General features: G+C 63.2%; 20 protein-coding genes. 13 read left to right on the forward strand and 7 right to left on the reverse strand.

Annotated features, from left to right (window positions below):
- Nucleotides 1-597: 597 nt before the first annotated feature.
- Nucleotides 598-4092 (forward strand): AMP-binding protein, encoded by a 3495-nt coding sequence (locus D5125_13525; protein QFY90418.1) that lies wholly within the window; start codon nt 598-600, stop codon nt 4090-4092.
- 242 nt (nt 4093-4334) lie between these two features.
- On the opposite strand, the gene D5125_13530 is transcribed toward D5125_13525, so the two are convergent.
- Complete coding sequence (locus D5125_13530; GenBank protein QFY90419.1) at nt 4335-5696, reverse strand: lytic murein transglycosylase; 1362 nt, start codon at nt 5694-5696, stop codon at nt 4335-4337.
- 149 nt (nt 5697-5845) lie between these two features.
- Nucleotides 5846-9337, reverse strand: coding sequence for a hypothetical protein (locus D5125_13535; protein QFY90420.1), 3492 nt, complete (start codon nt 9335-9337; stop codon nt 5846-5848).
- A gap of 510 nt (nt 9338-9847) precedes the next feature.
- Here D5125_13535 and D5125_13540 point away from each other — a divergent pair.
- From D5125_13540 to D5125_13585, 10 genes are all read left to right on the forward strand, one after another.
- Nucleotides 9848-11656 carry an adenylate/guanylate cyclase domain-containing protein gene (locus tag D5125_13540; protein ID QFY90421.2) on the forward strand — a complete coding sequence of 603 codons (1809 nt, stop codon included), beginning with the start codon at nt 9848-9850 and terminating at the stop codon, nt 11654-11656.
- 38 nt (nt 11657-11694) lie between these two features.
- On the forward strand, nt 11695-12555 hold the full coding sequence (locus D5125_13545; protein QFY90422.1) for a hypothetical protein: 861 nt from the start codon (nt 11695-11697) through the stop codon (nt 12553-12555).
- Between the two features lie 255 nt (nt 12556-12810).
- On the forward strand, nt 12811-14538 hold the full coding sequence (locus tag D5125_13550) for a caspase family protein (GenBank protein ID QFY90423.2): 1728 nt from the start codon (nt 12811-12813) through the stop codon (nt 14536-14538).
- 197 nt (nt 14539-14735) lie between these two features.
- Nucleotides 14736-15155 carry a rubrerythrin gene (locus tag D5125_13555; protein QFY90424.1) on the forward strand — a complete coding sequence of 140 codons (420 nt, stop codon included), beginning with the start codon at nt 14736-14738 and terminating at the stop codon, nt 15153-15155.
- Nucleotides 15156-15255: 100 nt separating this feature from the next.
- Nucleotides 15256-16584, forward strand: a complete 1329-nt coding sequence (locus tag D5125_13560; protein QFY90425.1) for a Fe-S oxidoreductase — start codon at nt 15256-15258, stop codon at nt 16582-16584.
- A 5-nt stretch (nt 16585-16589) separates the two neighbouring features.
- Complete coding sequence (locus D5125_13565; GenBank protein QFY90426.1) at nt 16590-17198, forward strand: Uma2 family endonuclease; 609 nt, start codon at nt 16590-16592, stop codon at nt 17196-17198.
- Nucleotides 17199-17306: 108 nt separating this feature from the next.
- Nucleotides 17307-17594 carry a ferritin gene (locus D5125_13570; protein ID QFY90427.1) on the forward strand — a complete coding sequence of 96 codons (288 nt, stop codon included), beginning with the start codon at nt 17307-17309 and terminating at the stop codon, nt 17592-17594.
- Between the two features lie 10 nt (nt 17595-17604).
- Complete coding sequence (locus D5125_13575) at nt 17605-18186, forward strand: DUF3501 family protein (GenBank protein ID QFY90428.1); 582 nt, start codon at nt 17605-17607, stop codon at nt 18184-18186.
- A gap of 102 nt (nt 18187-18288) precedes the next feature.
- Nucleotides 18289-18858 (forward strand): hypothetical protein, encoded by a 570-nt coding sequence (locus tag D5125_13580; protein QFY90429.1) that lies wholly within the window; start codon nt 18289-18291, stop codon nt 18856-18858.
- 42 nt (nt 18859-18900) lie between these two features.
- Nucleotides 18901-19488 carry an NUDIX domain-containing protein gene (locus tag D5125_13585; protein ID QFY91164.1) on the forward strand — a complete coding sequence of 196 codons (588 nt, stop codon included), beginning with the start codon at nt 18901-18903 and terminating at the stop codon, nt 19486-19488.
- 263 nt (nt 19489-19751) lie between these two features.
- Here D5125_13585 and D5125_13590 read toward each other — a convergent pair whose 3' ends face one another.
- A complete protein-coding gene (locus D5125_13590) occupies nt 19752-20318 on the reverse strand; it encodes a hypothetical protein (protein QFY90430.1) in 567 nt (188 codons plus the stop codon).
- A 7-nt stretch (nt 20319-20325) separates the two neighbouring features.
- Nucleotides 20326-21693 carry an adenylosuccinate lyase gene (gene purB / locus D5125_13595; protein QFY90431.1) on the reverse strand — a complete coding sequence of 456 codons (1368 nt, stop codon included), beginning with the start codon at nt 21691-21693 and terminating at the stop codon, nt 20326-20328.
- A 226-nt stretch (nt 21694-21919) separates the two neighbouring features.
- Between purB and D5125_13600 the strand changes: the two genes are divergently transcribed.
- On the forward strand, nt 21920-22684 hold the full coding sequence (locus D5125_13600; protein QFY90432.1) for an HAD family hydrolase: 765 nt from the start codon (nt 21920-21922) through the stop codon (nt 22682-22684).
- 2 nt (nt 22685-22686) lie between these two features.
- Here D5125_13600 and D5125_13605 read toward each other — a convergent pair whose 3' ends face one another.
- The 3 genes from D5125_13605 to D5125_13615 are packed head-to-tail and all read right to left on the reverse strand — an operon-like array spanning nt 22687 to nt 25449.
- The gene (locus D5125_13605; protein QFY90433.2) at nt 22687-23154 is read right to left on the reverse strand and encodes a hypothetical protein; all 468 of its coding nucleotides are present in this window, start codon (nt 23152-23154) and stop codon (nt 22687-22689) included.
- A 15-nt stretch (nt 23155-23169) separates the two neighbouring features.
- The gene (locus D5125_13610; protein ID QFY90434.1) at nt 23170-23820 is read right to left on the reverse strand and encodes a DUF971 domain-containing protein; all 651 of its coding nucleotides are present in this window, start codon (nt 23818-23820) and stop codon (nt 23170-23172) included.
- Nucleotides 23821-23877: 57 nt separating this feature from the next.
- The gene (locus D5125_13615; protein QFY90435.1) at nt 23878-25449 is read right to left on the reverse strand and encodes an HDOD domain-containing protein; all 1572 of its coding nucleotides are present in this window, start codon (nt 25447-25449) and stop codon (nt 23878-23880) included.
- Nucleotides 25450-25710: 261 nt separating this feature from the next.
- On the opposite strand from D5125_13615, the gene D5125_13620 reads away from it, so the two are divergent.
- On the forward strand, nt 25711-25971 hold the full coding sequence (locus tag D5125_13620; protein QFY90436.1) for a GIY-YIG nuclease family protein: 261 nt from the start codon (nt 25711-25713) through the stop codon (nt 25969-25971).
- The last annotated feature ends 4 nt before the right edge of the window (nt 25972-25975 follow it).

Below are 25975 nucleotides of genomic sequence, written 5' to 3' on the forward strand. Positions count from 1 at the left end.
CATGCAGAGAAAACGCAATGACTGTGACACATCTGTGGCAACTCCCGAGTCCCGAACCCACTTGTCTCACCTCGATCGGCAAGTGGCTGGAGTCGTGGACAAGCCCGTTCCCATCGGCCAGCCCAGGGGTGTAGGAGCGGCCTTGGCCGCGAAGGGCGCTTGTCTCACCTCGATCGGCAAGTGGCTGGAGTCGTGGACAAGCTCGTTCCCATCGGCCAGCCCAGGGGTGTAGGAGCGGCCTTGGCCGCGAAGGGCGCTTGAAAAGTGAGAAGTTTGAAGGAATGAGCCCTGCGGCGTTTTTTTGAATCGCGGGCAAGCCCGCTCCCACTGGGCCTAGCCTATGGATGCGGTGAAAAATGACCAGCTTGGGGTAGTTTGGCCTCCCCCTTAGCAAAAGGGGGATTGAGGGGGATTTTGGCACCTCCCCCTTTGTAAAGGGGGTGTTTGACTCTCTCTCCTTAAAGATGAGAGTGGGTAAGTAGCTACACTGCTCAGGCCTCTTCTCCCCTCTCCCCCTGGGGAGAGGGGGTGCGAATTACCCCCTTCCCACATCCTGTGGGTCGTCTGTGTCTCTGTGGCTTAACTGAGGAATTTGGAATGAAGATCGGTGATTTGCCGTTTGACCCCCAGTCGGGCCAGATCGAGCCCAGGGGCCAGGCAGTCGGGCCGGGTCTGGGGCCTGGCGAGAGCATTGTCGCCTGCTTTGCGCGCAGGGTGGCAAGCCATCCGCACAGGCTTGCGGTGCGGGACGAAACGGCCGACCTGAGCTATGCCGAACTCGACCGGGAGGCACGGCGTATCGGCCGTTTCATTCAGGCCAGGGGGCTGGCCAGGGAGAGCTGCATCGGCCTGATGTTCGAGCGTAACCGGTATTTTGTCGCCGCGGCCCTGGGCGTGTTGCAGGCGGGCTGCGCCTATGTCCCGATCGACCCCATGCTGCCGCTGGCACGCCGGGCACAGCTGCTCGATCGGGCGGCGGCCCCCTTGCTGGTGTCCCAGGCCAGCCTGATTCGGGATCTGCACCGGCTCCAGTGGCAATGCCCGGCGTTGCGCCAGATCCTCTGCCTTGATAGTAACGACATGGACAGCCTGATCGAGGCGCCGGGGGCGATGATGTCCACCGAGTTGTGGGATCATCTGGCCGGCGAGGGGGCCGATGATATCGCCGCCGGTGGCTGGAAGAGCGCCTTCACCGGCTTGCCGCTGCCCGCGCAGGCGATGCACGCCTTTGGGGCCAATGCCCGGCGTCTGGCCGCATCGGTGCTGGGGGAGAATGCGCGGGTGCTGGAGATCGGATGCGCCTCGGGGTTCACCATGCGCCATCTGGCACCCCTGGCGGCGTCCTACCTGGCGACGGATATCTCCCGGCGCAATATCGAGCGGGTGGCGCACTATGCCCAGGCCCATGGCCTGACCCAGGTCTCGGTGCGCCAGCTTGCCGCCAGGGACATAGATCTGTTCCAGCCAGGCAGTTTCGATCTGATCGTGCTCAACAGCGTGATCGAGAATTTCCCCGGCTTTGCCTATCTGCGCCAGGTGCTGGATAAGGCGCTCAAGCTGTTGGCCCCAGGCGGGGCCATCCTGGCCGGCAGCGTCTGGGATCTGGAGCGGCGCTCTGCCTATCTGGCAGACCTGGCGGCATTCGCCCGCGACCATGCCGGGGCAGGCTATCAGACCCGGCTCGACTTCCCCGAGGATCTGTTCGTGCCGCAGGCCTTTTTTGCGGACTGGGCGGCGGAGCAGGATGCGCCCCCGGCGTTGAGCTTCAGCGCCGTCGCCGCCGAGGGCTTCGAGCCGGCCCGCTATGCCTATGACCTGCTGATCCGGCCCGGCATCCAGGGACCGACCCGACAGGCGCAGCGCCAGCGCTACGATGCCCGCGCCCTGGACCGGTTGGATACCGCCCCCCTGCCGACCGAGGTGGCCGCCGACAATCTGGCCTATGTGATCTTCACCAGCGGTACCTCCGGCCAGCCCAAGGGGGTGATGATCGAGCACCGCTCGGTGGTCAATCTTGCCGAGCATGTGGCCGAGACCCTGTTCAGCCTGTATCCGGCGGTGGCCGAGGGCCTGAATGTATCTGCCATTGCCTCTTTTGCCTTCGATGGTTGTGTCAAGCAAATCTTCGCCACCCTGCTCAATGGCCATAGCCTGCACATACCGGGTGAAGAGACCCGGCGCGATCCTGCCCGGCTGCACGCCTTTATCCAGGAGCGCAGGCTCGATCTGTGTGACACCACGCCGAGCCTGTTCGCCCTGCTGCTCGACTTCTGGAGCGAGAGCGGGGCGCGGACCTCGGCGCGGACCTTTATCCTCGGCGGCGAGGCCGTGCAGAGCGAGTTGCCGCGCCGCTTCTACGCCCTGGAGGGGCATGGCGATGCCCGCCTGGTCAACGCCTATGGCCCCACCGAGACCTGTGTCGCCGCCTGCCAGCACATCATGACCTCAGGCAACTGGTCGGCAATCCAGCCACCCCCCATTGGCCTGCCCCTGCGCGGCGTCAGTATTCAGGTCTGTGATGGCAACGGCCTGCCCCTGCCCCAGGGCGTGCCCGGCGAGATCCGCATCGGCGGTGCCGGGGTAGGGCGCGGCTACCTGGCCGATGCCGAGCTGAGCGCGCGCAGCTTCGTTACCGATGGGCAGGGTCGAATCTGGTATCGCAGCGGCGATCTGGGCCGATGGCTGAGCGGCGGGCTGCTGCATTTTCTCGGCCGCGAGGATCGGCAGGTGAAGATTCGCGGTAATCGCATCGAGCTTGCCGAGGTGGAGGACGCAATCGCCGCCCACCCCCTGATCCGCCAGGTGAGGGTGCTCGCCTGCGACCCCCATCACGACGGCAATCTGCTACTGGCGGCCTACCTGGTGCCCCGCGCCGGGTTCGACCTGGCCGCCTGCAAGACCGACCTGGATGCCCGCCTGCCGACCTATCTGGTGCCGTCCTGGCTGATCCCGCTGGAGGAGATCCCCCTCACCGCCAACGGCAAGGTGGATGAGGCGCGGCTGCCTGCCCCGGAAACCGCCAGCCGACCGACCCAGACGCGCCCTGCGGAAACCCAAACCCAAGCCCGACTGCTCAGGATCTGGTCCGAGGTGCTGGATTTCCCGGTGGAGGATATAGATGCCGATTTCTTTGTGCTGGGCGGCCACAGCGTACTGGCGGTACGCCTGCTGGCGGCGGTGGAGCGGGCCTTTGGCATACACCTGCCGCTGGCGGACCTGTTCGCCCATTCCAGCGTGGCGCGGCTGGCCAGCCGCATCGATGACTCGGCGCGGGGCTCGGACTGGCACCCGGTGGTTGCCATTCACGCCACAGGCGGCCTGACCCCCATGGTCTGCTTTCACCCGGTGGGTGGTAACGTGCTCTGCTATCAAGGCCTGGCCCAGGCCCTGGGCCCGGAGCGGCCGCTGTACATGGTCCAGTCCTACGGTCTGGAGGCCCATCAACCGCTGCTGGCGAGTGTGGAGGAGATGGCCGCGGCCTATCTGCGGGCCTTGCGCGAGGTCCTGCCCGGCGGCCCCCTGATCTTTGCCGGTTGGAGCTTTGGCGGCCTGCTCGCCTACGAGGCGGCCTACCAATGGCAGCGCAGCGGTCAGCAAACCAGCGATGTGCTGCTGTTTGATGCCGTGGCGGTCGCCGACCCGGTGCGCGATCTGTTGCGTCAGGATGAGGCGGAGTACCTGGCCATACTGTTCGAGGAACTCGACCTGGTGAAGGCGGAGGAGTTACGACCGCTGAGCCCGACCGAGCGCCTGGATCTCATCCTGGAACGCGGCCAGGGCACGGACTTCCTGCCTGAAGGCATGGATCGAGCCGGTATGCGACGTCTGTTGACGCTGTTCCAGAACAACGGCCTGGCGGCGGTACGCTACCAGCCACGCGGCCTGGAGGGACGCCTGCTGCTGGTGCGCCCAAGGCTATCCTCGCGCCAGGCACCCGGTGTCCCGGGGGATGACTACAGCGGTTGGCAGGGGCTGGCAAGCGGAGGGGTCTGCCTGCGCTGGATGGACGGCTCGCACGGACAGATGATGGAACAGCCCTACGTGCAACAACTGGCCGGGCTGATCAATGAGCACCTTAGGGAATTACGGTGACAGGTTACCATTTACCCATTTCCCTACGTATCATCGTGCCCGGCCCCCTTCGAAGAAGAATGACCCGAGACAACTAAAATTAGTGTAATTGGTAAAGTGTCACCGTAATTACAGACATGCCCACTGTCTAGCGCACTCCACCCTGGCTTTCGCTTCGCAGCATCCATGCTAAAGAGCGGGTGAAATTTTGAATCTCTGCGTTCTCTGCGCTCCTTTGCGCCCTCTGCGTCCCATCTGATTACTCATTGGAGCCGCTTGACCAACTCCCGATCCGGCCAGCAGCTGGGTTTGAGGCCTTGGCTTTGTTGCCAGCGGCCGATGGAGCGGCGGGTTTTGAAGCCGACCAGGCCATCGGCGCCGCCGACGTCGTGGCCGAGTTGGATCAGCCGCTCCTGCATCCGGCGCACATCGCGGCGTTTGAGGCCCTGCACGTCCTGCCAGAGTTGCTCAAAGGGCTGGCCGCCCTGCATGCGGTCGGCCAGGTGGCCGATGAACAGGGCGTAGAGGTCAGATTCGTTGTAGTCCTTGAGCACATAGAAGTTCTCGCTGACGAGAAAGCCGGGGCCGTAGCGGCCGGCGGGCATGAGCAGAAAGAATTGCCCAGCCCCCTGATCCTCAGGCAGCCGGGTTTGGATGCCAAGCCTGCGCCAGGCCACTCCGGGCTGGCCCTGATCCGGCCCTTCCAGGTGGCAGCCGACGGAGGCGGGAATTAGCGCCTCTTGGCCCCAGTCGCGCTGGGGATTCCAGCCGTGTTGCTTGAGGAAATTGGCGATGGAGGCCAGGCTATCGGGCACCGAGTTCCAGATGTCGCGCTTGCCATCGCCGTCAAAATCCACGGCAAATTCGAGGAATTTGGAGGGCATGAACTGGGGGTGGCCAAGGGCACCGGCCCAGGAGCTTTTCAGACCATCGCGGCCGATGTGGCCCTGCTGGAGGATTTGCAGGGCGGCGAGCAATTCCGGGTAGAACTCCTCCTTGCGTGCACCGGCGTAGCCGAGGGTGGCCAGGGCGCGGATGGCATCGTGGGGCAGCTTGGCTTGGCCGAAGGCGGTCTCCCGCCCCCAGATGGCGAGGATGATGTGGCGCGGCACGCCGTAGCGCTGTTCGATCTGGCTGAAGGTCTTGTCCCAGCGTTGTTCCAGGGATTTGACCTTGCTCAGCAGAAAGTTGATGTTGCCCGGTTTGAAGTAGGCGGAGGGGTTGCCGAACTCGGTCTGGCCCTTGCTGTCTGGCTCGGCCTGGCCGGGCTTGATCAGGTCCGGCAGGCTCCAGTCAGGTTCTAGACCACGAGTGGCGGCGGCGAAGGTCTGCGGGCTGATGCCACGGGCCTGGGCGTCGGGCCAGAGTTTGTGTTTGAGCCAGGTTTCGAAGCTGCTGTCTGGATTCTTGTTGGCATTAGGCTTGGGCAAGTCGAAGTCTGCATAAAGGTTGGCACTGAACAGGCTGAGCAGGCAAAGCCCGGTGGCCAGGGTTGTGCTGAGATTTAAGGACGCAGAGGGCGCGGAGGAGCGCAGAGGACGCGGAGTTTGTATTGCATCATCCTGGGAGCTCCGAGCACCCGCTCGGAGGTGCAAAGGGTCACCCCGGATTTCGCTTCGCTGCATCCGGGCTACAGTTGTACGATCTGCCCCCCTCTCCCTAGCCCTCTCCCCAGGGGGGAGAGGGGACAAGAGGCCTTGCAGTTGATCTAATTCATCTCTGCGTTCTCTGCGCTTCTTTGCGGTCTCTGCGTCCCCTAATGGCATTCCGAACATCAAGCGGCCTGCTGTTGCATTTGCTGGGTTTCGCGGTAGGGTCGCAGGGGGTCGGCGCCGAGGGTGCCTACCAGTTGTTCCAGGTAGTCGGCCGATTGCACCTGTTCCAGGCGTTGTTTGGCCAGCTCCAGCCGCTCGGCGACGTTGAGGCGCTCGGCCACGTCGCTGTGGCTGGCCAGGTCGTTGAACTCCTGCAGGCTGTGGACGTGGCGTTTCCACAGCTGGATGTCGCGTTCCTGCTTGACCTCCAGGCGCTCCTGATACCAGTCGGCGTTGAGCAGGTAGTCGCGGTTGAACATGGCGCGGATGCTGGGGTGGTGCGCGTCCAGACCCTGGTAATGGCCCTGGGCCATGATATAGAGCAGGGCCTTGAGCGGCGGACAGGCCTCGTCGATGCTGCCGTCATCGATGTAGCGCTGGGCCACCTTTTGCTGGGCCTCGACGATGTTGTTGATGCCATCGACGAAGCAGTCGATGTCCTGGGTCTCGGGGCGGAGGATGGCGTCGGTGAGGGCGGCGTTGGGGTTGTCGAAGATCTTGCCCATATAGCCGTGGACGAAGCGCTCGGTGATGCGATAGCCCAGACGGCTCGCCAGCACCCGTTTGCCCTGATGCTCGAAGTCTTCGAGCTTTTCCAGATAGCCTTTTTCGATCAGATACCTGGGGTCGCGCTCCTGGGGGTCGAGGCGGGCCCAGATCTCCGGGATGAGCAGGCTGATGTCGTGATCGACGCGCACATTGGGGCCAATGTGGCCGGCCGAGCTGGAGAAGCCGGGGTAGTCGGTAAGGATGTAGGACACCAGGGCGTTGTTCAGATCGGCGGTGGGGCGCAGGGCGTTGAACGGGCCCTTGGTCAGAGCGCCCTCGCTGCCGGCTCCGGTGGTGGAGGGGGACTTGCCGGTGAGCGAGCAGACAAAGTCCATGAACAACTCCGGTAGCTCCTGATAGTGGATCGGGTTGTACACCGCCAGGGGGCGGATGCCCGGCTCCGGCGGGTTGTTGCGCCGGCCGGTGAGCACTGCATCCACCGGGTGGCAGAGGGGCTGATCCAGCGGCAGCTTGCGGTGCAGGCGCGCGCCCATTTCCGCCACGTAGGTGCGGATGGGGTGCTGCAGGTCGAGACGGGTCTGCAGATAGCGAGGGTTCTTCGAGGGTTTGCCATCGACAATCCGCGGATGGGCGGAGGAGACCACATAGCTGTCGCCGTCCTCACGGGCGCGCTGCAGCAGGTTGCGCATGGGGTCTGTGAAGGCGCAGAAGTTGAGCACGTCCTCGGTCACGGCGGCGAGCTTGGTTTGATCCAGCGGCTCGTAGTTGGCGATGAAGTTGTCCAGGCTGGCCATGTCTTGCTCGGCCTGCTTGTCATAGCCGGGGATAACGGCGTCATCCGGGCGCTGGAACAGGCGATATTCGCAGTTTTTTACCAGCTTCAGGCTGCGGTCGCTGGGGCGACCGGTAAAGCAGTCGCAGAGCAGATGCGCCGGGGCCACCACCGAGGCGCTGATGTCGTCCTCCATCTGCACCTTCTCGGCGGCGATGAAGTCCTGGCGGACCTTGAAGGTACGCCACTTGCCTTTGGGGTCGAAGCCGAGGCGCAGGTAGGAGGCGATGATGCGCCGCTCGTAGAGCTTGAGTTCATGACCGGGGGCGCCGTCCACCTCGTCCACCGACAGATAGCGGTGCCAGTCGTCGCCCCATTCCGGGCGATAGAATCGCTTGATCAGGAACACCAGGGCGAGGATGCGCGGCGGGATCTCCGCCAGCCAGGCGTTGTATTCGTCGGTGTGGCTGGAGGAGGGGGTGAGCAGCTTGATTACCGAGCCCAGGCTGCGTTCGCTGCTCAGGGGTTGGCGGCTGGGGTCACGGTCCTCGCCCTCGTGGCCGGGGCGGAAGCGGTTGCTGTAGTCGCGCTCGAAGATCTCGCGCACCCGTTCCAGGTCGGTCTCCAGGTGATCGACAAACAGGGGGGCGTAGATCACCGCGTCCTCCAGGGATTTGGATATCTCCGACTTGCCGCCGCCGGAGACGGTGCAGGGCTTGTGGCAGAAGGTGCCCTCGGCATCCGTGCCCACCAGGCGCCAGGAGGGCGCGCCGGGGTGTTTCATCATCTCGACCTTGTAGCCGTTGGGCTGCATGTAGATCTTGCCCGGCTGCAGGCGCATGCTCTGCTGCTGGCCCTGGTAGCGCCAGCTGATCCTCTGCGTGTTCAGGTCCATGCGCAGATCCTGATGCAGGTAGATGATGTCGGCAAAGCGTTTGTCGATGGCATAGCCCTCGGGCTGCAGATCCATGATCGCGCCATAGCGCTGCACCATTTCGTCGAAACCGTAACCGGGCTCGCGGGTGCGGCTATCGACGCCGAACTCCTCGCCGTGGTTGCGCCGCTGGAAGGCCAGGGCACCACCGGCGTGTTCCTCCTCGGCCAGGCCGTAGAGATTGGCGGCGAAGCTGATCTGGGTCTTCACCTCCTTTTTGCAGTAGCCGTAGTAGTTGTCCGCCAGGATGGTGACTATGGTGCCGCTGAGGTCCCGTGCGGTGATCTTGAACGCCTCGCCGTCGTTGTACAGTTCGTTCTCATCGCGCCAGCACATGCCCTCGTGGCGTTGGCGCTCGTTGGCGTCATCCCAATGGGGCAGGGCCAGCTGCTTCTTGGTCAGCCGGGTCAGCTGCGGGGCGAGGATGACGCAGCCGCTGTGGCCGCTCCAGTGCTCCACGTCCAGGGCGGCGTCGAACTGGGCCAGGTTGGGGTTGCCGCCGTTGCCGAAGATGCTCTCGACAAAGTCCAGGTTACTGACCAGGTTGCCGGGGGCGAAGAAGCGGATCTCCATGGATTTTTCCGCCTCTATGCCCGGAATGGCCGGGCAGATCACCGGACGCAGTAGCAGGGATACCATGATCTCTACCTGCTGCTCGCGGTTGGCGGCGAAGGGTACCCGGTTCAGGGCTTGGGGTGGATTCAGGGCCGCGCCCAGCATCAGGGCAAAGCTGCGCTTGGGCACCGCCTTCTTGTCGCCGGGGATGGGCAGGCCACCCTCGGCCACATGGAAGGAGCCCTGGGTGGTGCGCCGATCGCTGGCGGGGTTGTGCAGCACGCCCTGCTTGATACGGTAGCTGGAGATGATGTTGGAGCGGAATTCATCGCCATCCATAGGCAGGGATAGTTCACGGGCCAGGCCGTGGCGGTCAAGCACAAAGGTCTGGGCGGGCAGGCGCGGTATGCTGGGAAGCTCCAGGTCGGCCAGGTAGTTGTTGATGAAGCCTTGGATGCGGCTATCCACCGGGCACAGATAATTGGATAACAGGCGGTTCTTCTCCCGATAGGCCTGCAGCAGATCACCGGCGATGTTGAGCAGGCCCTCGGCGTCGGTATCGCTGTAATAGGGTTGCCCGGAGGAGGCCAGCTTGAGATTGATATAAAGGTGCAGGCGCTCGCGCTCTTCGGCAGGGTCTTCGATGGGTTTGTCCAACCCGAGGGTGCGTAACAGGTCCATGGTGTCTCCTGTGGTGTGCCAGCTGGCAGGTTAAACTCATCGGCCCGACGGGTGTTCTGCACAAGGCAGGGCGGGCGCTTCGGGGCAAAGGTGAGCGCAATGGGCAGGCCTGGGATCGGACTGGGACCGAGCTATTGGGCCTCCTCCGAGCCGATCATCCTGCATCAACCCCGATCTGGGATCAACTACTTGCCTCTCAATGTTAGCTCGTCTGTAACGACTTGCCCCCTCTCGCCTTCAACAAGGGGGAGTCAGATTCCCCCCTTTACAAAGGGGGCAGGGGGGCTTCAATCCCCCTCAATCCCCTTTTTGCAAAGGGGGAGGCCGATTCTCTATCTGATTGGCTCTGGACAAGGGCGCGGTCAGGCCGGAGAATCCGCCCATGGCAATCTCCCGCTCTATCCCAATCCCCATCGGCCTGCAATCTCAGGCCTGGCAGCCTGGTCGGCAAGGGGCCTCGTCGGCCCAGTTGCTGACCGCCCCAGTACACAGCGGGGAGGCGGGTGGCCGATGAGCCGGGCGCTATCCCCAGAGGCCTGGCAAAGGCGCAGACGGATAGGCCTTGTCGTGCTGCTGGGGGTGCTGCTGGCGTTGCCCCTGCTGCCCGGAGTGGAGCGTTTCGACCTGCTGCTGCTCGATTGGCAGTTCCAGCTGAAGCGCCAGATCAGCCCGGATCAACGGGATGCCGATGTGGTGCTCATCGGCATCGATGAGCAGACCTACGAGAGCTTCCCCGAGCCCTTTGCCCTCTGGCACCCGCATCTGGGCGAGATGTTCCAGGCCTTGGCCCTGGTTGGCCCTAAGGTGGTGGGGTTGGATCTGGCCCTGCCGGACCGCTCCTACAATAGTCTCGCCCCAGGCTATGATCAGAAGCTGCTGCAGGGCCTGCTGGCCATGCGCCAGGTGGCCTCGGTGGTGCTGGGCATCACCATTGATCAAAACGGCAATACGCGCAAGGTGCACTCCCCCTTTCTGTCGCTGGTGGGTAACCAGGGGCAGGCCTTTGTCCTGTGGAAGCTGGACCCGGACCGGGTGGTACGCCGTTTCACCCCCATGTTGGGCGCGGCACAGCGGCCCCTGCCGACCCTGGTCAGCCGTATGGCCGGACACCTGGGGCTGGAGGCCAACGCGGGGCTGATCGACTACAGCCAGGGCCGGGCGCTGGACTATGTGCCCCTGCAACAGATGCTGGACTGGTACCGGCAAGGGGAGGGCGATCGCCTGCGCCGGACCTTTGCCGACAAGGTGGTGCTGCTGGGCAGCGTATTGCCGTTTGAGGATCGGCACTATCAACCGGTCAATCTGGCCGCCTGGGAGGAACACAACAACCACTTCGTGCCTGGGGTGCTGATCCATGCCCAGGCCCTGCGCAACCTGCTGTTGGATGGCTTCATTCAACCCCTGCCACAGGTGTTGGCGCATCTGCTGTTGCTCCTGCTGGCCTTGCTCTGGTGGCCTGCGGCCACGCCGCGAGCGGCCCTGCTGCTGGGCCTTGCCTTCACCCCTGGTCTGTTGCTGGTCCAGTATGGCCTGCTCGGCCAGGGGCATTTCCTGCCCGCAGGCCAGTTGCTGCTGGGCCTTCTACTGGTGCTGGCCGGGCGGCAGGGGGTTGAGCTCTGGATGCAGATCGCCGAACGCAGCCGCCTCAAGGAGTTGTTCAAGGGCTATGTCAGCCCGCAGGTGCTGCAAGAGATCCTCAGCGGACGGCTGGAGCCTGGGGTGTCCGGCAAGCAGCAGTATGCCTGCGTGATGTTCTCCGATATCCGCAATTTCACCACCCTGAGCGAGAAGATGCCGCCGACCCAGCTGGTGGCCTTTCTCAACCGCTATCTGGGCGAGATGGCCAGCGCCATCCAGAACCACGACGGCACGGTGGACAAGTTCATCGGCGATGGCATCATGGCGGTATTCGGTGCCCCCCAGCCCACCGCCGTACCGGCGCGCAACGCCATGGCCGCCGCCGAGGAGAAGCTGGAGCGCTTGCGGCGTCTGAATCAGGCCTTTGCCGAGGAAGGGCTGCCGCAGCTGAAGATCGGCATCGGCCTGCATCTGGGCGAGGTGATCGTGGGAAATATCGGCTCGGCCGAGCGAAATGACTATACTGCCATCGGTGATGTGGTAAACACCGCCAGCCGTCTGGAAGGGCTGACCAAACAGACCGGCTACCCGGTAGTGGTGTCGGCGGCGGTGTATCAGGCCCTGATGCCCACCGAAGGCTTTGATGACCTGGGTGAGATCCCGGTCAAGGGGCGCTCGCCGGTGGCCATCTACGGCTGGCCGGCGGTGCCGGGCGGGCCGCCGTCGCCGGTGGTGATTTGATCAAATGCGTTTCACACAAGGGGGAAGGAACTATGTCAATGAAAATTCGGCTGATTATTTTGTTGGGTCTGATCGGGTTGGGCCTCAATCCTGCCTTGGCGGAGGCCCCCGTGGCCATGGTCACCGATGTGCAGGGGGATGTGCGCCTGGCCGGGCAGCCGGTCAACCTGCTGGCGGAATTGTCGGCCGGCAGCACCCTTGACCTGGCGGCGGATGCCAGCCTCAAGCTGGTGTTTTATCGCTCAGGCAAGGAGTTCGATCTACCCGGCGGGGTGCAGGCCGTGCTGGTGGAAGAGCAGGTACAGGTAGATGGCCAGCCGCTGGCCGGGGAGGCATTGCTGCTCTCCAGCGAGGGGGCCATGCTGTCCTCGGCGCAACTGAGCCAGGCGGCGGTACTGATGCGCAAGGCCATGCCCCAGGAGCAGGTGATCGAGCTGACCTATCCGGTGGCTTCAACCATCCTCGAACCCCGTCCCATCTTCAGCTGGCGGGTGCATGGCCAGAGCGAGAAGGATTTCAGCTATCGGCTGGAGATCCTCTCGGAACAGGGCAAGTCCCTGTTTATCGGCAACAGCGATATCGGCCGTTTCCGCCTGCCCAAGGACGTCGAACTGCCCCAGGGTGAGCGCCTGACCTGGGAGCTGGAGGCAAAACAGGGCGAAGACATGATCTTCAGCACGGCGGATTTCTCCATCGCCACCAACCAGCAGGCCGACCGGGTGGATCAGATCAGCGCCGAACTGGGCGAGGACTTTGCCCGCCGCCTGACCTTCGCCCGCTACCTGGAGGCCAACGGCTTTCGCCATGATGCCCTGAACAGCTGGCGCAAGCTCTCGGCGCAGCGGCCCGACTCAGAGGCCCTGCGGGCCAAGGTGGCGGAGCTTGCCGGGCCTAGGTAGCGGGGCTGCCTTGCCTTCCGCATGGCCAGGTCGGCGAAGGGACGCAGAGGACGCAAAGGATTGCATGGCGTGCCAGAGTCGAGAAGCGGGGAGGGCGCAGAGTGGATAAGGTAGTTGCCGATGATGTGACCAAATTAACGGTTCATTTCCAGGGATTCTGTATTATCTTTACCTGACAGGGGATGCAAACTGCGCCCAGGGTTTGTTCGGAATGTATATCTAAAGCGTATAGGGGATAGAGAAATGTTACAGAAAATGAACAGAAGCATGGTCTTTGCCGCCGCCTTGGGCCTTTCGGTAGCGGCGGTCCCGCAACAGGCGCTGGCCGGCAGCGGCTCCCGTGCCTTGATTGGTGGCCTGGTGGGTGCCGCCATCGGCACCGCCATCATCAACTCGCAGAACAAGAAGAAGCGCAGCAGCAGCCGACGCAGCAGCAGTCGCGCCGCAGCCCCCAGGGTCGATCAGGAAGCGGTCAAGGTGCAAAAGGCCCTGGCCTCCGCCGGTTATTACTCCGGCCCCATGGACGGCAAGCTGGACTCCTACGCCACCAAGTCCGGCATCATGCAATTCCAGCAGCGCTATAACATGGTGCCCACCGGCATCCTCACCCCGGATGTGGTCGGTATTCTGACTTATCAGGCGGAGCTGGCCGATCTGGGCGGTTACCTGGCCTATGCCGGCTATGAACAACGGGGTACCAAAAAGCGCCTGCAGGCGGCCCTCAAGGTGGAGGGCTTTTATACCGGCCGCATCGACGGTGCCATTGGTCCAGGCAGCCGACGTGCCATCAGTTCCTATCAGCAGGCGCGGGGGATGATCGCCACCGGTGCCTTCTCCCCGGATCAGGAGAACGCCTTGATCGCCGAGGCGGCGCAAAAACTGGCCCAGCAAAAGGCGCAGACCGATCAGCAATTGCTGCAAATTGCCCAGCGCAGCGCGCCACCCCAGTATCAGGCCCAGCAGCAGCCGGTTTATCCGGTTCAACCGGGCCAGCAGCCCCAGTATCAGCCGCAGTATCAGCCGCAGCCCCAGCAACAGCCCTATCCTCAGGCGCAATATCCGACCCAGCCCGCCTATCAGCCGCAGCCGCCACAACCTCAGGTGCAGCCGGTCACCCCCATCTATCAGGCGGCGGCCCCTGGGCCGCAACCGCAGATCGCCGCTGCCAATGGCCTGCGCGCCGCAGGCACGGTGCCCGTGGCCTTGACCGAGCCGGTCGAGGGCGCGGAAAGGCCCAATCTCTACATCCTGTCCATCGGCGTATCCAAGTATTCGGACAAGGGCTACAACCTCAACTTTGCCGACGAGGATGCCGAGGCCGTGGCACGCGCCTTCAAGTCCCAGCAGGGCAAGCTGTATGAACGGGTGGAGACCCGCCTGCTGACCAACAGTCTGGCCGACCGCGACAATATCCTGGATGGTCTGGAATGGCTCATCCGGGAAACCACCCAGCGTGATCTGGCGGTGATCTTCGTTGCCGGCCACGGCACCAAGGATGGCGGTGGCCAATATTACTTCATGCCCCATGATACCGACATGGACAGCCTGCGCCGCACCGGGGTCAAGTGGTATGAGTTCCAGGACACCCTGGACCGTCTGCCCGGTACCCGCTGGCTGCTGGCCGATACCTGTCATGCCGGCAGCATCACCGGCAAGCGTGGCCTGACCCGTGACGCCAGCGACATCACCGATGCCCTGCGTGACCTGCGCAAGGTGGAGGGCGGCGTGGTGGTCATGTCCGCCGCCACCGGTCGTGAGTCCAGCGTGGAGAACCCGGAATGGGGTCACGGGGCCTTCACCAAGGCGCTGATCGAGGGCATGGAGGAGATGAAGGCCAACTACAACGGTGACCACCGCATCGACCTCAAGGAGCTGGATCTCTACGTCACCAGCCGGGTGAAGGAACTGACCGGAGGCCGCCAGCACCCGATGACCGAGATCCCCCAGGTGGTACCGGACTTCCCCATCGCCATCACCCGATAGCCAGCTTGGGTTCACAACCCCCAGCCCGGTACCGTCCGGCTGGGGGCTGATAAAGAAAAGCTATCAATCAATTCAAGTTTATCGATTTCAATTGATAACCCCCATCCGTTATCTTTGTCTCCACGCCGACTCGGGTTCTTTGCTAGCCCTGATCGGCGTGAACTTTTTCATCCCTACTACCAACCGAGGAACTACCTATGGAACTGAAAGGCAGCAAGACTGAACAACACCTGAAAGATGCGTTTGCCGGTGAATCCCAGGCCAACCGTCGTTACCTCTACTTCGCCAACAAGGCCGACGTAGAAGGCTATGCAGACGTGGCAAGCCTGTTCCGTTCCACCGCTGAAGGTGAAACCGGCCACGCCCATGGCCACCTGGAATACCTGGAAGAATGCGGCGATCCGGCCACTGGCCTGCCCTTTGGCGCCACTTCCGACAACCTCAAGACCGCCGTTGCCGGTGAAACCCACGAGTACACCGACATGTATCCGGGCATGGCCAAGGATGCCCGCGACGAAGGTTTCGACGAAATCGCCGACTGGTTTGAAACCCTGGCCAAGGCCGAGCGGTCTCACGCCAATCGCTACCAGAAGGCCCTGGATCAGCTCGACGCCTGATTCTGATGCCTGATTTTGGCACCTGAACCTCGCCCGCCGGAACTGTCTTCCGGCGGGTTGGGGCAGAATTTCAATTCGATAAAACCGAGAGGACAGAGAGATGGCCGTAAGAGAAGGTAATCTGGAGGCGCCCACCCGTCACGCCCTCGACTGGAAGAACCCCGAGTTCTACAACGAGGAGTCCCTGTACCACGAGCTGGAACGGGTGTTTGACATCTGCCACGGTTGCCGTCGTTGCATCAGCCTGTGCCAGTCCTTCCCCACCCTGTTTGATCTGGTGGACGAGTCCGAAACCATGGAAGTGGACGGGGTGGTCAAGGCCGACTACTGGAAGGTGGTGGATCACTGCTATCTCTGTGACCTTTGCTACATGACCAAGTGTCCCTATGTGCCGCCGCACGAGTGGAACCTGGATTTCCCCCACCTGATGCTGCGCGCCAAGGCGGTGAAGTTCAAGAAGGGCGAGGTCAAGCTGCGCGACAAGATTCTCACCAGCACGGTGGAAGTGGGCAACTTCGCCGGTATTCCCGTGCTGTCCAACGTCATCAACGCGGTGAACAAGATGGGTCCGGCGCGCAAGGTGCTGGAATCCGTGCTGGAAGTCAGCGCCGAGGCCAAGCTGCCCGAGTTTCAGAGCAACACCCTGAAGAAGCGTCTGGCCAACCACAGCAGCCGCAATCAGGCCCAGCCCGCCGCAGGCACCACCGGCAAGGTGGCCCTGTTCGCCACCTGCTACATGAACCGCAACGAGCCCGGCCCCGGTGAAGACCTGGTGGCGGTGTTCGAGCACAACGGCATCCCGGTGGTGCTGGCCAACGACTCCAAGTGCTGCGGCATGCCCAAGCTGGAGCTGGGGGATCTGGAATCCGTCGAGCAGGCGAAGAAGGTCAACATCCCGCTGCTGGCGGCGCTGGTGGATCAAGGTTACGACCTGACTGCGCTGATCCCCTCCTGCGTGCTCATGTTCAAGCAGGAACTGCCCTTGATGTACCCCAAGGATCCTCAGGTGCAGAAGGTCAAGGAGGCGTTTTACGATCCCTTTGAATATCTGATGCTGCGCCACAAGGAAGGCAAGCTGAACACTGAGTTCAAGCAGCCCCTGGGCAAGGTCAGCTACCAAGCCGCCTGTCATCAGCGGGTGCAGAACATCGGCCAGAAGACCCGCGAGACCCTGGCGCTGATCCCCGACACCCAGGTGGAGATCATAGAGCGCTGCTCTGGCCACGACGGCACCTATGCGGTGAAGAAGGAATACCATGAATTTGCCGTGAAGATCGGTAAGCCGGTGGCCAGTCGGGTGGAAAAGTTTGCCCCGGATCACTTCGGTAGCGACTGCGCCATGGCCGGTCACCACATCGAAGAGATCATGGGGGGCGGCAAGCCCGCTGAACACCCCATCAGCCTGCTGCGCAAGGCCTACCGGATCTAGCCGCCATGGGCGAGCCGGCCCGGCAACTGGAGGATCTCTACGCTCAGCTTGTGGCCCTGCCGGAGGGGCAGGTGGGTGAGATCTACAATGGCCGCCTGATCGCCAACCCTCGGCCCGCAGGGGGGCATGCGCTGGCCTATTCGGTGCTGGGAGCTGACCTGCTGGTGCCATTCCAGCGCGGTCGCGGCGGGCCGGGTGGATGGTGGATCATCGACGAACCCGAGCTGCACCTGATCCGTGATATCGAGGTGCTGGTGCCGGACATCGCCGGCTGGCGCAAGGAGCGCATGCCCCAATTGCCCCGTGGCCACCGCTTTGAGGTGGTGCCGGATTGGGTCTGCGAGATTCTTTCACCGGCCAGCCAGCGGCGCGACCGGGCAGAGAAGATGGCCATCTACGCCCGCCACGGGGTGGGCTGGCTCTGGCTGCTGGACCCCAATTACCGCACCCTGGAGACCTACCAGCTGCAGGACAAGCACTGGCTGAACCTGGCCAACTATGCCGGTAACGACAAGGTCAGGGCAGCGCCCTTTGACGCCATCCAGCTGGAGCTGGGCGACCTCTGGCTGGAGCCGGAAGACCCTGACAATAAGGACGCAGAGGACGCCGAGTAGCGCAGAGATCGCAGAGCTGAAATGGTTCGGAATGAGCTGAAAATCTAAACTTTGCGCTCTCTGCGTCCTGAATTTCTATCAACTCACACAACCGAGGAGAACTGCACCATGGCAAACGAAGGCTACCACGAGCCGGTGGAAGAACTGAGCGACGCAACCCGCGACATGCATCGCGCCATCCTTTCCCTGATGGAAGAGCTGGAGGCGGTGGACTGGTACAACCAGCGCGTCGATGCCTGCAAGGACGATGAACTCAAGGCCATACTGGCCCACAACCGGGACGAGGAAAAGGAACACGCCGCCATGGTGCTGGAGTGGATCAGGCGCAGGGACCAAAGCTTCGACAAGGAGCTGAAGGACTACCTGTTCACCGACAAGCCCATCGCCCACCACTGAGGGGATTGACATGGCAAAACTGACCCGTGAAGACCTGTTCAGCCTGGAGGAATACGCCGAGGCCCGCCCGGTATTCCGTCAGCAGGTGATGGAGCACAAAAAAGACCGTCGTCTGGCCATTGGCGAGCACGCCAGCCTGTATTTTGAAGATGCCCTGACGATGAAATACCAGGTGCAGGAAATGCTGCGCATCGAACGCATCTATGAAAAGGCCGGCATCCAGGAAGAGCTGGAGGTCTATAACCCGCTGATCCCGGATGGCAACAACTGGAAGGCCACCTTCATGATGGAATACAGCGACATCGATCAGCGCAAGCAGATGCTGGCCAAGCTCATCGGCGTGGAGCAGAGGCTCTATGTCCAGGTAGAGGGCTTTGAGCGGGTCAACCCCATCGCCAACGAAGACCTGGATCGGGAGACCGAGGACAAGACCTCATCGGTGCACTTTGTGCGCTTTGAGCTTAGTCCAGAAATGTGTGCCGCGGTCAAACAGGGCGCGGCGATCAAGGCCGGCATAGACCACGATGCCTACCGCGAGGAAGTAGTGGCACCGGAGAATGTACGCCAATCCCTGGCGGCAGATCTGGACTGAGGCTTTTGAGTAATTGGCCACAGAGCCACAGAGATCACGGAGGGCTTTTTGATTATCTCTGTGCCTCTGTGGCTTAATTGACGACTACTCTGAGGACTGGCGATGAAAAAACAGCTGATCTTGCCCCTTTGTCTGCTGCCGCTGATCGGTTGCAGTGAAGAGCCCACCCCGGTGGTGCCGGCGCAGCAGGTGATCGAGACCACAGCGGCAAACCCGGATGCCGCTCTGGCCGAAGGCGATCTGCCCGATGACATCGCCGCAGAGATCGAGGCCGATCACGGCCTGGCTGCGGACCTGCCGCCGGACGAGGCGCAGGCACCGGGCAAGATGGAATCCCTGCTCGGCGGGGCCGGGGCAGGCATGGACTCGGCGATCCGAGACATAGTCCCGGCCCTGGAAGAGACCGGCGCGGCGATCAAGGACTCCACCGAGCAGGGGGTAAAGAAGGGTGCCGAAGTGGTGGATGCCTTGTCTGAGGAAGGCGGCAGGCTCATGCAACAAGAGGTCAAGCCCGCCCTCAAGCGCGGCGCGGAACTGCTCGATCAGGCGGGCGAGGCGGCCAGGCACAAGGGCACCGAACTCATGGATGCCCTCAAGGCACAGCCCCAAACCGATCCCGAGCCAGATTCCGAACCAAGCGGCCCGCAACTACCCCCTGGGCAACCGATGTAGCCCCGCATGAAGGTCCCGGCAGAGGATCCACCAGCCCAGGCCATGCAGGTCGAGATTCTGCAAGCCCGTGACATGCCCGCCGGTTTTTTGCGCGTGCGCAGCTACCAACTGCGCCATAGCCTGTTTGCCGGTGGCCTGAGCGAGCCGATCCAACGTGAATGCCTGCAAGGCTTGGGCGCGGCCTCGGTCCTGCTTTACGATCCCAAGCGGGATCAGGTGGCCCTGCTGGAGCAGTTTCGCATCGGTGCCTACGCAGGCTCCGGGGGGCAGGCACAGGCGGCCTGGCTGCTGGAGACCGTGGGGGGGCACATAGGCGTGGGCGAGACCCCGCAGCAGGTGGCCCGACGCGAGTCCATGGAGGAGGCGGGTGCCGAGCTGCTGGAGCTGATCCCCATCTGCCGCTTCTGGGTCAGCCCAGGCCTGTCCGACGAGCAGATTCACCTCTACTGCGGCCTGATCGACAGCACCGGGCTTGGCGGCATTCACGGCCTTGACGAGGAGCAGGAAGACATCCGCCTGCTGGTCATGCCCGCCGAACTGGCTCTGGCCGAGCTGTATCGGGGCCGGGCCAACTCCACCAGCATCATCATCGCCCTGCAATGGCTGGCCCTGAACCGGCACAGGCTCTAACCCGCCAAGCACATCCCCTGAAGGAAAGGCGGGGCAAGTAGTTATCTCAAAATCAAACCTGATCCTGATTACCCATGTGTCTCAGCCATTATCTCGGCTTGGCTGGCCGTGCATGTCCGGGGGTGGGAGGCCAGCTTTGCCGTGCGGCATAGGGCGGGCCGCGCCCGCCGCCAAGCCACAGCAATGAAGCCTGCCCCTAGTGGTTGCTCGGCGGCCACGGGCCGCCCTATTCGATTGGCTGAGATTTGTGGGTAATCAGGAAATCAAATACACAACCGACGCAGTTGGCTGTCGGCCTCGCTGTATTGGCGTACCTGGTCAAAAAAGCGGTCGAGTTGCCGGGCCTTGGCCGGGTCGTGAAAGGCGGCGCTGGCCTGCGGGCGGCTGTGCAGCGGCTGGAAGAGATAACCCTGGCCGTCCACCAGCAGAAAGTTCTCGGCGTGGTCGCGGTGCTCGGGCAGTTGCGGCCGGTAGATTTGGATACCTGAGCTGAGGCGCTGTGCCAGGTCCAGCAGGCGGTGACCCTTGCGCTGCACCCCCTCATTGTCCTGCAGTATGACCTGCAGCCCAGGGCCGGGTCGGCGTAGTACCAGCGTCCGAACGGCTTGGTAGAACTCCAGGTTGCTGTAACTGTAGGGGTCGAAGCCCTGGCTGAACAGGCGTATCTGACGGCGGGCCTGCTGGCACAGGGCCAGGGCCATCAGGCGCATGGGCTCGCGTCCGCTGAGCTGAACCCGGCCAGGTGTAAGCCCCAGCCGGGCCTGATCCAGCCGCTCGCTGGCGACCAGCTCCGCCAGGGTCTCTGTTGCAGCGCTTGCTATGGCCTTCATCTGCGGCCTAAATCCCCCGCGCCTGCTCGGCGGCATTGCCGGTGTAGCTGTCTGGGGTCAGGGCGCGCAGCTCGGCCTTGACCTCGGCGGGCAGCTCCAGGTTGTCGATGAAGCGGGCCATGCCGGCCTGATCGATGCGCTGGCCGCGGGTCAGTTCCTTTAGCTTTTCATAGGGTTGATCTATGCCGTAGCGGCGCATCACGGTCTGGATCGGCTCTGCCAGCACCTCCCAGTTGGCGTCCAGGTCGGCCAGCAGGCGGGCGTCATCCGCTTCCAGCTTGCCGATGCCGCGCAGGGCCGAGCCCAGGGCGATGCTGGTGTAGGCAAAGCCCAGGCCCATGTTACGCAGCACGGTGGAGTCGGTCAGGTCGCGCTGCCAGCGGGAGATGGGCAGCTTCTGGCCGAGATGGCTGAACAAGGCATTGGCCAGGCCCAGATTGCCCTCGGCGTTCTCAAAATCAATCGGATTGACCTTGTGCGGCATGGTGGAGGAGCCCACCTCGCCTGCCAGGGTCTTTTGCTTGAAGTAGCCCAGGCTGATGTAGCTCCAGACATCGCGGCAGAAGTCGATGAGAATGGCGTTGAAGCGGGCGATGGCGTCAAATAGCTCGGCCATGTAGTCATGGGGCTCGATCTGGGTGGTGTAGGGGTTCCAGCTCAGACCGAGGGATTCGACAAAGTCCTGAGCAAAACGCGGCCAGTCGATCTGGGGATAGGCTACCTGATGGGCGTTGTAGTTGCCTACCGCACCGTTGATCTTGCCCAGCAGCTCGACATTGGCCACTGTGGCGCGCTGGCGCTGCAGGCGGTGGACCACATTGGCCATCTCCTTGCCCAGGGTGGTGGGGGAGGCGGGCTGGCCGTGGGTGCGCGAGAGCATGGGCCGCTCGGCATGGGCATGGGCCAGGCGGCGAATGACCTCGATCACATCATCCATCTGTTGCAGCAGCACCTGGCCGCGGCCCTCGCGCAGCATCAGGGCATGAGACAGGTTGTTGATGTCCTCGGAGGTGCAGGCGAAGTGGATGAACTCGCTGACCCGCTCCAGCTCGTCGTTACCGGCGATCTTCTCCTTGAGGAAATACTCCACCGCCTTGACATCGTGATTGGTGGTGCGCTCGATGTTCTTCACCCGGCGCGCGTCCTCTTCGCTGAACTTCTCGACGATATTGTTGAGCAGGTTACTGGCGTGTTCGCCAAAGGGCGGCACCTCAGGTATCTCGGGGTGCTGGGCCAGGGCCTGCAACCAGCGCACCTCCACCAGCAGCCGATGGCGGATCAGGCCAAATTCACTGAAGATGTTGCGGTAATCGACGGTCTTGCTGGCGTAACGGCCATCGATGGGGGAAACGGCATTGAGCGGGCTAAGTTCCATGGGGCTGTCCTCTATGAGTTCACGATGGGCCCATTCTACCGTTTAATTCGACCTTGTTGGGTTTGTCCGATGCGTCCCGGTGAGCCCCTTACGACCGGTCCAGGGCGGTGACTCAGGACGGCGGCTCAGGAGGGTGCTGGCGATTGCCGGGGTGGCTTGCTAGGCTTGGCCATCTTATCCATAGCGGGAGTGAGCTGAAGTGACAGCGGAATCAAACAAGGCATCTTTGGATGTTCTGCTATTCGATGTGGACGGCACCCTGGCCGATACCGAGCGCGATGGCCATAGACTGGCCTTCAACCGCGCCTTCGCCGAGGCCGGTCTGGATTGGGACTGGAGCGAAGAGCTGTATGGCCAGCTGCTGCAGGTGACCGGCGGCAAGGAGCGTATGCACTATTATCTGGAGCGGTTCAATCGCTGCTTTGAGCCCCCGCCGGACCTGGCGGGCTTCATCGCCGGGCTGCACCAGGCCAAGACCCGCCACTATGCCCAGATGCTGGCCGAGGGGGCCATCCCCCTGCGCCCTGGGGTAAAACGGTTGATCGCAGAGGCGCGTAGCGCCGGGCTGCGCCTGGCCATAGCCACCACCACCACGCCGTTGAACGTCAGCGCCCTGCTTGACAGCACCCTGGGGCCGGAATCAAACGACTGGTTCGAGGTGATCGCCGCCGGTGATCTGGTGGCGGCCAAGAAACCGGCCCCGGACATCTATCTCTGGGCCATGCAGCGCATGGGGGTCAGCGCCGAGCAATGCCTGGCCCTGGAGGACTCGGACAACGGCCTGCGCGCGGCGCGTGATGCCCAGATCAAGGCCCTGTTGGTGACGGTCAACGACTACACCCGGCAGCAGGACTTCAGTGGTGCCAGCCTGGTGCTGGACCAGCTGGGCGAGCCGGGCCAACCGGCCCAGGTGCTGGCCGGCCCGGCGCTGGCCAAGGGCTATGTGGACCTGGCCACCTTGCGCCAGCTGCATCGGCAGGCCCAGGGCTGAGGTCACTGGCTTGGGCAGCTCGGGCTGATCCTGGCCTCGGCCCGTTCCAGTCTGTTGGGTATCTCCCGGGCCAGTTCGGTGGCCACATCGAAGCCCAGCAGGGAGCCATCGGCCGATACCAGCACCAGCTGGCTCCATTCGTCGTGCAGCTGGCTGCGGCTACAGCTGAGGACCCTGAGATCAAGGCCAACCCGTTCGATCACCGATAGGTTGCTGCGGTAGGGGCGGAAGGCTTCGAGCCGCTGCCAATCACCGGGCCAGATCTGGCTAAGCTCAATGGGGGAGGCTGGCCGTTGCCGACAGGCCCGCTCCCGTGCCTGTTGCAGGGCCAGGTGGTTGGGGTGCTGGCCCTGGGTTTCCGGCTCGCAGATAAAGGGCCAGGGTGGTGCCGAATTCAGCAGGATCAAGGGTATGCCCAGGATGAAGAGGGCAAAGGGGATGATGACCAGACTGCCCAGGGGGATTCTCATGCCCATCAGTTCGGCTCACTGCTTGGCCGGGGGCGGTGGCGGGTTGGGCGAGTTGGGGGTGATGGCCACCTCATCGCCGCCATCCAGGCGGGTGAAGGGCTCGGCAAACTGCCGGTTGACCGTGACCCGTACCCGCTCATCCTCCAGCAGATAGCCCTTGTCGCGCCATTTATGCCTGAGCCATTTGAGCAGGCCAGTGACATCCTGCACCGAGGCGGGTACCTGCAACTCCTCGCTGTCCCGGCGCAGCAGCTTGGCCAGATAGGCGAAGTAGAGCAGCTTGAGGCTTCGCGGTTGCCCCGCTGCCGGGCTGTCGGCGTGGCGCTGGTAGCCTATGGCCTTGAGCTGGGCCAGGTAGTCCTGCCAATAGCCTTCCTGGTTCTGACCCAGGTCGTAGAGGGTCTCCCAGGAATAGATGCCGGTGTCATGGCCGTCGTCGAAGCTGATGCGCAGGGCGTAGTTGCCCTGTGGCTCGATGCGCTCGATGTTGACCTCCTCCTTACCGGTGACCGGTTGGCCGCTGCTCTTTACCTCGGCGGCGTGGGAGTGTACGCGCAGGTATTCGCAGGGCAGCTCAAAGCGGCTGCCGTCATCGAAGCCAATCACCAGCAGGCGTGATTTACGGTGCAGGCTGATCTCGCTCGGCCTGTGCTGATTTTCTTTCATAACTACTGATCCTGATGCTGGAAGAACCGGAAACTGGCTCAGGGTTAGCTGGGTCGGTCAACTGGGGTCCGTCGAAATGGCCTCATCGGCCTTAGGGCCTGCAACATGCTCGGGGCATCTGCCGCTTTGCGTCATGACCTGACTGAATTTCTCAATCGCGGTCTTGAAGCGCATGAAGTCGTCGTTGTTCAGGGGGGCACCGTTGTTGTCGGCGTAGATCAGGCCGACGGCGCGGTTGTCGCAAAACAGGGCCATCATGAAGCTGTCCTTGTCTGACCAATCGCCGGCATCCTTGGGTATCAGACCCTTATATCGGTGCCGATTCTGCGAGTTCAACCAAAGCCCGACGGGTTTCTGCATCAGGGCGAAAAACAGGCTGCCGCGCAGTTCGTGATCAAAGTCTTGCAGGGGCTCGGTATCCAGGCCCACCAGCAGCTCCTGTTTGAGCCTGCCGGCATCGTTCTGGCGGGCGAACAGGCAGCGTTGCAGGCCGAGCTTGCGCTGGATGAGCGTTACCAATTGACGCAGGGCCTGGGCAAAGTCGGTCCGGCCGCCGTTGTGGGTGGCTGTCGGCTGGGGCGCGGCTGGCGGGCTGGCCTCCGGGGTCGGGGTGCTGGACTGGGCCGGTTTGCTGACGGCCTTGGCCTGAACGGATTGGGCCTGGTCCGTCCCGCTGGGTGCCCTGTTTGGCTTGGGCGTGCCCGGCTGTGGCTGCCGCCTTTGCTTGACCAGCCGGGTCGCGGGCAGCGGGCTTGAGCGGCGTTTGATCGATGCCTGCTCGGTGATGAAGGGCAGGTGATGAATGGCCATGGGCAGGCCGGTGAACTGGGCGGCGCGGGCAATCTCCGCCGCCTGCCGGTGCAGCAGGGCGACGACCTGAGCGTTATCCCAATCGAGAAACTCCTGAATCAGCTCCAGCAGCAGGGCGGATTTGGGGTTGACCCATTGCTGGTCAATGGTGCGCGCCAGGTGGGTGGCCAGCACCACGCACAGGGGGCGGGTCTCATATACGTTGTTGCTCAGGGACTCCAGGGTCAGCGGCGGCAGAAACCAGTGTTCCGCCAGCCTCAGGCTAAGGCGGTTGAGGCTCACCCCCAGCACCCGCAGGGCGGCATCATTGCTGGTGCTGCCCTGGGCGCGCAGCCGGTTGATGGCCAGCATCTGCTCCGGCGCGTTGCTCCACAGGGCCATTTCGGCGCACTCATCCACCAGCGCCGCCAGGCCTATGGCCTCGGGGTTGCCCAGCCCCTTGATCTCGGCCCAGCGGCGGGCAAAATAGGCCGACTGGATGGCCCGGCCAAAGCACAGGCGCAGGCCGGGGATGGCCTCATCGGCCAGGCGGTCGATGCTGGGCATGCGCAGGGTGGCCAGTTGCAGGGGTTCCAGGCCAAGCATGGCGATGGCGTGGGGCAGGGTTTCGATGGGGTTCTTTGGTGGCTCATGCAGGCGGCGCAGGCTGCGAAACACCTCGATGCTCATGCCCGGACCAAAGCGCAGGATCTCGGCAAAGTCATGGTGGGAGGCAATGGCGCGGTTCAGGGTCTGTTGTACGCGCAGGGCAATGGCGGCCTGGATCGGCAGGGGCCGATCCTTGAGAAAGTCAAACCAAGTATCCAGGGCGTTGGGCATAGTGCCGGATCAGTGCTCTTAACCAGTGATGGGGGGATTGTACGCCAATTGCCGACCCTCGGTCCTGGTGATGGATTATGGCCGCCCAACGGACATGGAGCGGACAGCGACACCCCTGAACATGAAACCTATCATGGTCGCTTCGGGACTCGGGGCTCGGGACTCGTGAGTTGCCACGGATGTCTCACGGTAATGCACCGGGTTGAGATAAGATCCCTGTCCAGTGATCATGGGCGAACGAACAGCGCGACCTTATTGGTAATGAACAACAAGACCTGGACCCTCTACATGCTTCGCTGTGGTGATGGCAGCCTCTATACCGGCGTGGCCACCGACCTGCAGGCGCGCCTGGCCAAGCACCGCGCCGGCAAGGGAGCCAAGTACACCCGAGGCCGCCTGCCCCTGGAGCTGGTGTATAGCGAAACCAGCACCGACCAGGGCCAGGCCCTGCGCCGAGAACTGGAGATCAAGGCCTTGTCCCGACAGCAGAAGCTGGCCTTGATCGGCCAGGGTTCGGCATAGGCCG

Origin of the sequence: gamma proteobacterium SS-5 (assembly GCA_009497875.2) — a bacterium.
Taxonomy (GTDB): domain Bacteria; phylum Pseudomonadota; class Gammaproteobacteria; order Chromatiales; family Chromatiaceae; genus Magnetovirga; species Magnetovirga frankeli.

What these genes read in the sequence shown, in the direction of transcription:
- D5125_13525 (QFY90418.1), top strand. Translation starts at nt 598, where the DNA reads ATGAAGATCGGTGATTTGCCGTTTGACCCCCAGTCGGGCCAGATCGAG.
- D5125_13530 (QFY90419.1), bottom strand. Translation starts at nt 5,696, where the DNA reads ATGCAGCGAAGCGAAATCCGGGGTGACCCTTTGCACCTCCGAGCGGGT.
- D5125_13535 (QFY90420.1), bottom strand. Translation starts at nt 9,337, where the DNA reads ATGGACCTGTTACGCACCCTCGGGTTGGACAAACCCATCGAAGACCCT.
- D5125_13540 (QFY90421.2), top strand. Translation starts at nt 9,848, where the DNA reads ATGAGCCGGGCGCTATCCCCAGAGGCCTGGCAAAGGCGCAGACGGATA.
- D5125_13545 (QFY90422.1), top strand. Translation starts at nt 11,695, where the DNA reads ATGAAAATTCGGCTGATTATTTTGTTGGGTCTGATCGGGTTGGGCCTC.
- D5125_13550 (QFY90423.2), top strand. Translation starts at nt 12,811, where the DNA reads ATGAACAGAAGCATGGTCTTTGCCGCCGCCTTGGGCCTTTCGGTAGCG.
- D5125_13555 (QFY90424.1), top strand. Translation starts at nt 14,736, where the DNA reads ATGGAACTGAAAGGCAGCAAGACTGAACAACACCTGAAAGATGCGTTT.
- D5125_13560 (QFY90425.1), top strand. Translation starts at nt 15,256, where the DNA reads ATGGCCGTAAGAGAAGGTAATCTGGAGGCGCCCACCCGTCACGCCCTC.
- D5125_13565 (QFY90426.1), top strand. Translation starts at nt 16,590, where the DNA reads ATGGGCGAGCCGGCCCGGCAACTGGAGGATCTCTACGCTCAGCTTGTG.
- D5125_13570 (QFY90427.1), top strand. Translation starts at nt 17,307, where the DNA reads ATGGCAAACGAAGGCTACCACGAGCCGGTGGAAGAACTGAGCGACGCA.
- D5125_13575 (QFY90428.1), top strand. Translation starts at nt 17,605, where the DNA reads ATGGCAAAACTGACCCGTGAAGACCTGTTCAGCCTGGAGGAATACGCC.
- D5125_13580 (QFY90429.1), top strand. Translation starts at nt 18,289, where the DNA reads ATGAAAAAACAGCTGATCTTGCCCCTTTGTCTGCTGCCGCTGATCGGT.
- D5125_13585 (QFY91164.1), top strand. Translation starts at nt 18,901, where the DNA reads ATGCAGGTCGAGATTCTGCAAGCCCGTGACATGCCCGCCGGTTTTTTG.
- D5125_13590 (QFY90430.1), bottom strand. Translation starts at nt 20,318, where the DNA reads ATGAAGGCCATAGCAAGCGCTGCAACAGAGACCCTGGCGGAGCTGGTC.
- purB (QFY90431.1), bottom strand. Translation starts at nt 21,693, where the DNA reads ATGGAACTTAGCCCGCTCAATGCCGTTTCCCCCATCGATGGCCGTTAC.
- D5125_13605 (QFY90433.2), bottom strand. Translation starts at nt 23,154, where the DNA reads ATGAGAATCCCCCTGGGCAGTCTGGTCATCATCCCCTTTGCCCTCTTC.
- D5125_13610 (QFY90434.1), bottom strand. Translation starts at nt 23,820, where the DNA reads ATGAAAGAAAATCAGCACAGGCCGAGCGAGATCAGCCTGCACCGTAAA.
- D5125_13615 (QFY90435.1), bottom strand. Translation starts at nt 25,449, where the DNA reads ATGCCCAACGCCCTGGATACTTGGTTTGACTTTCTCAAGGATCGGCCC.
- D5125_13620 (QFY90436.1), top strand. Translation starts at nt 25,711, where the DNA reads ATGAACAACAAGACCTGGACCCTCTACATGCTTCGCTGTGGTGATGGC.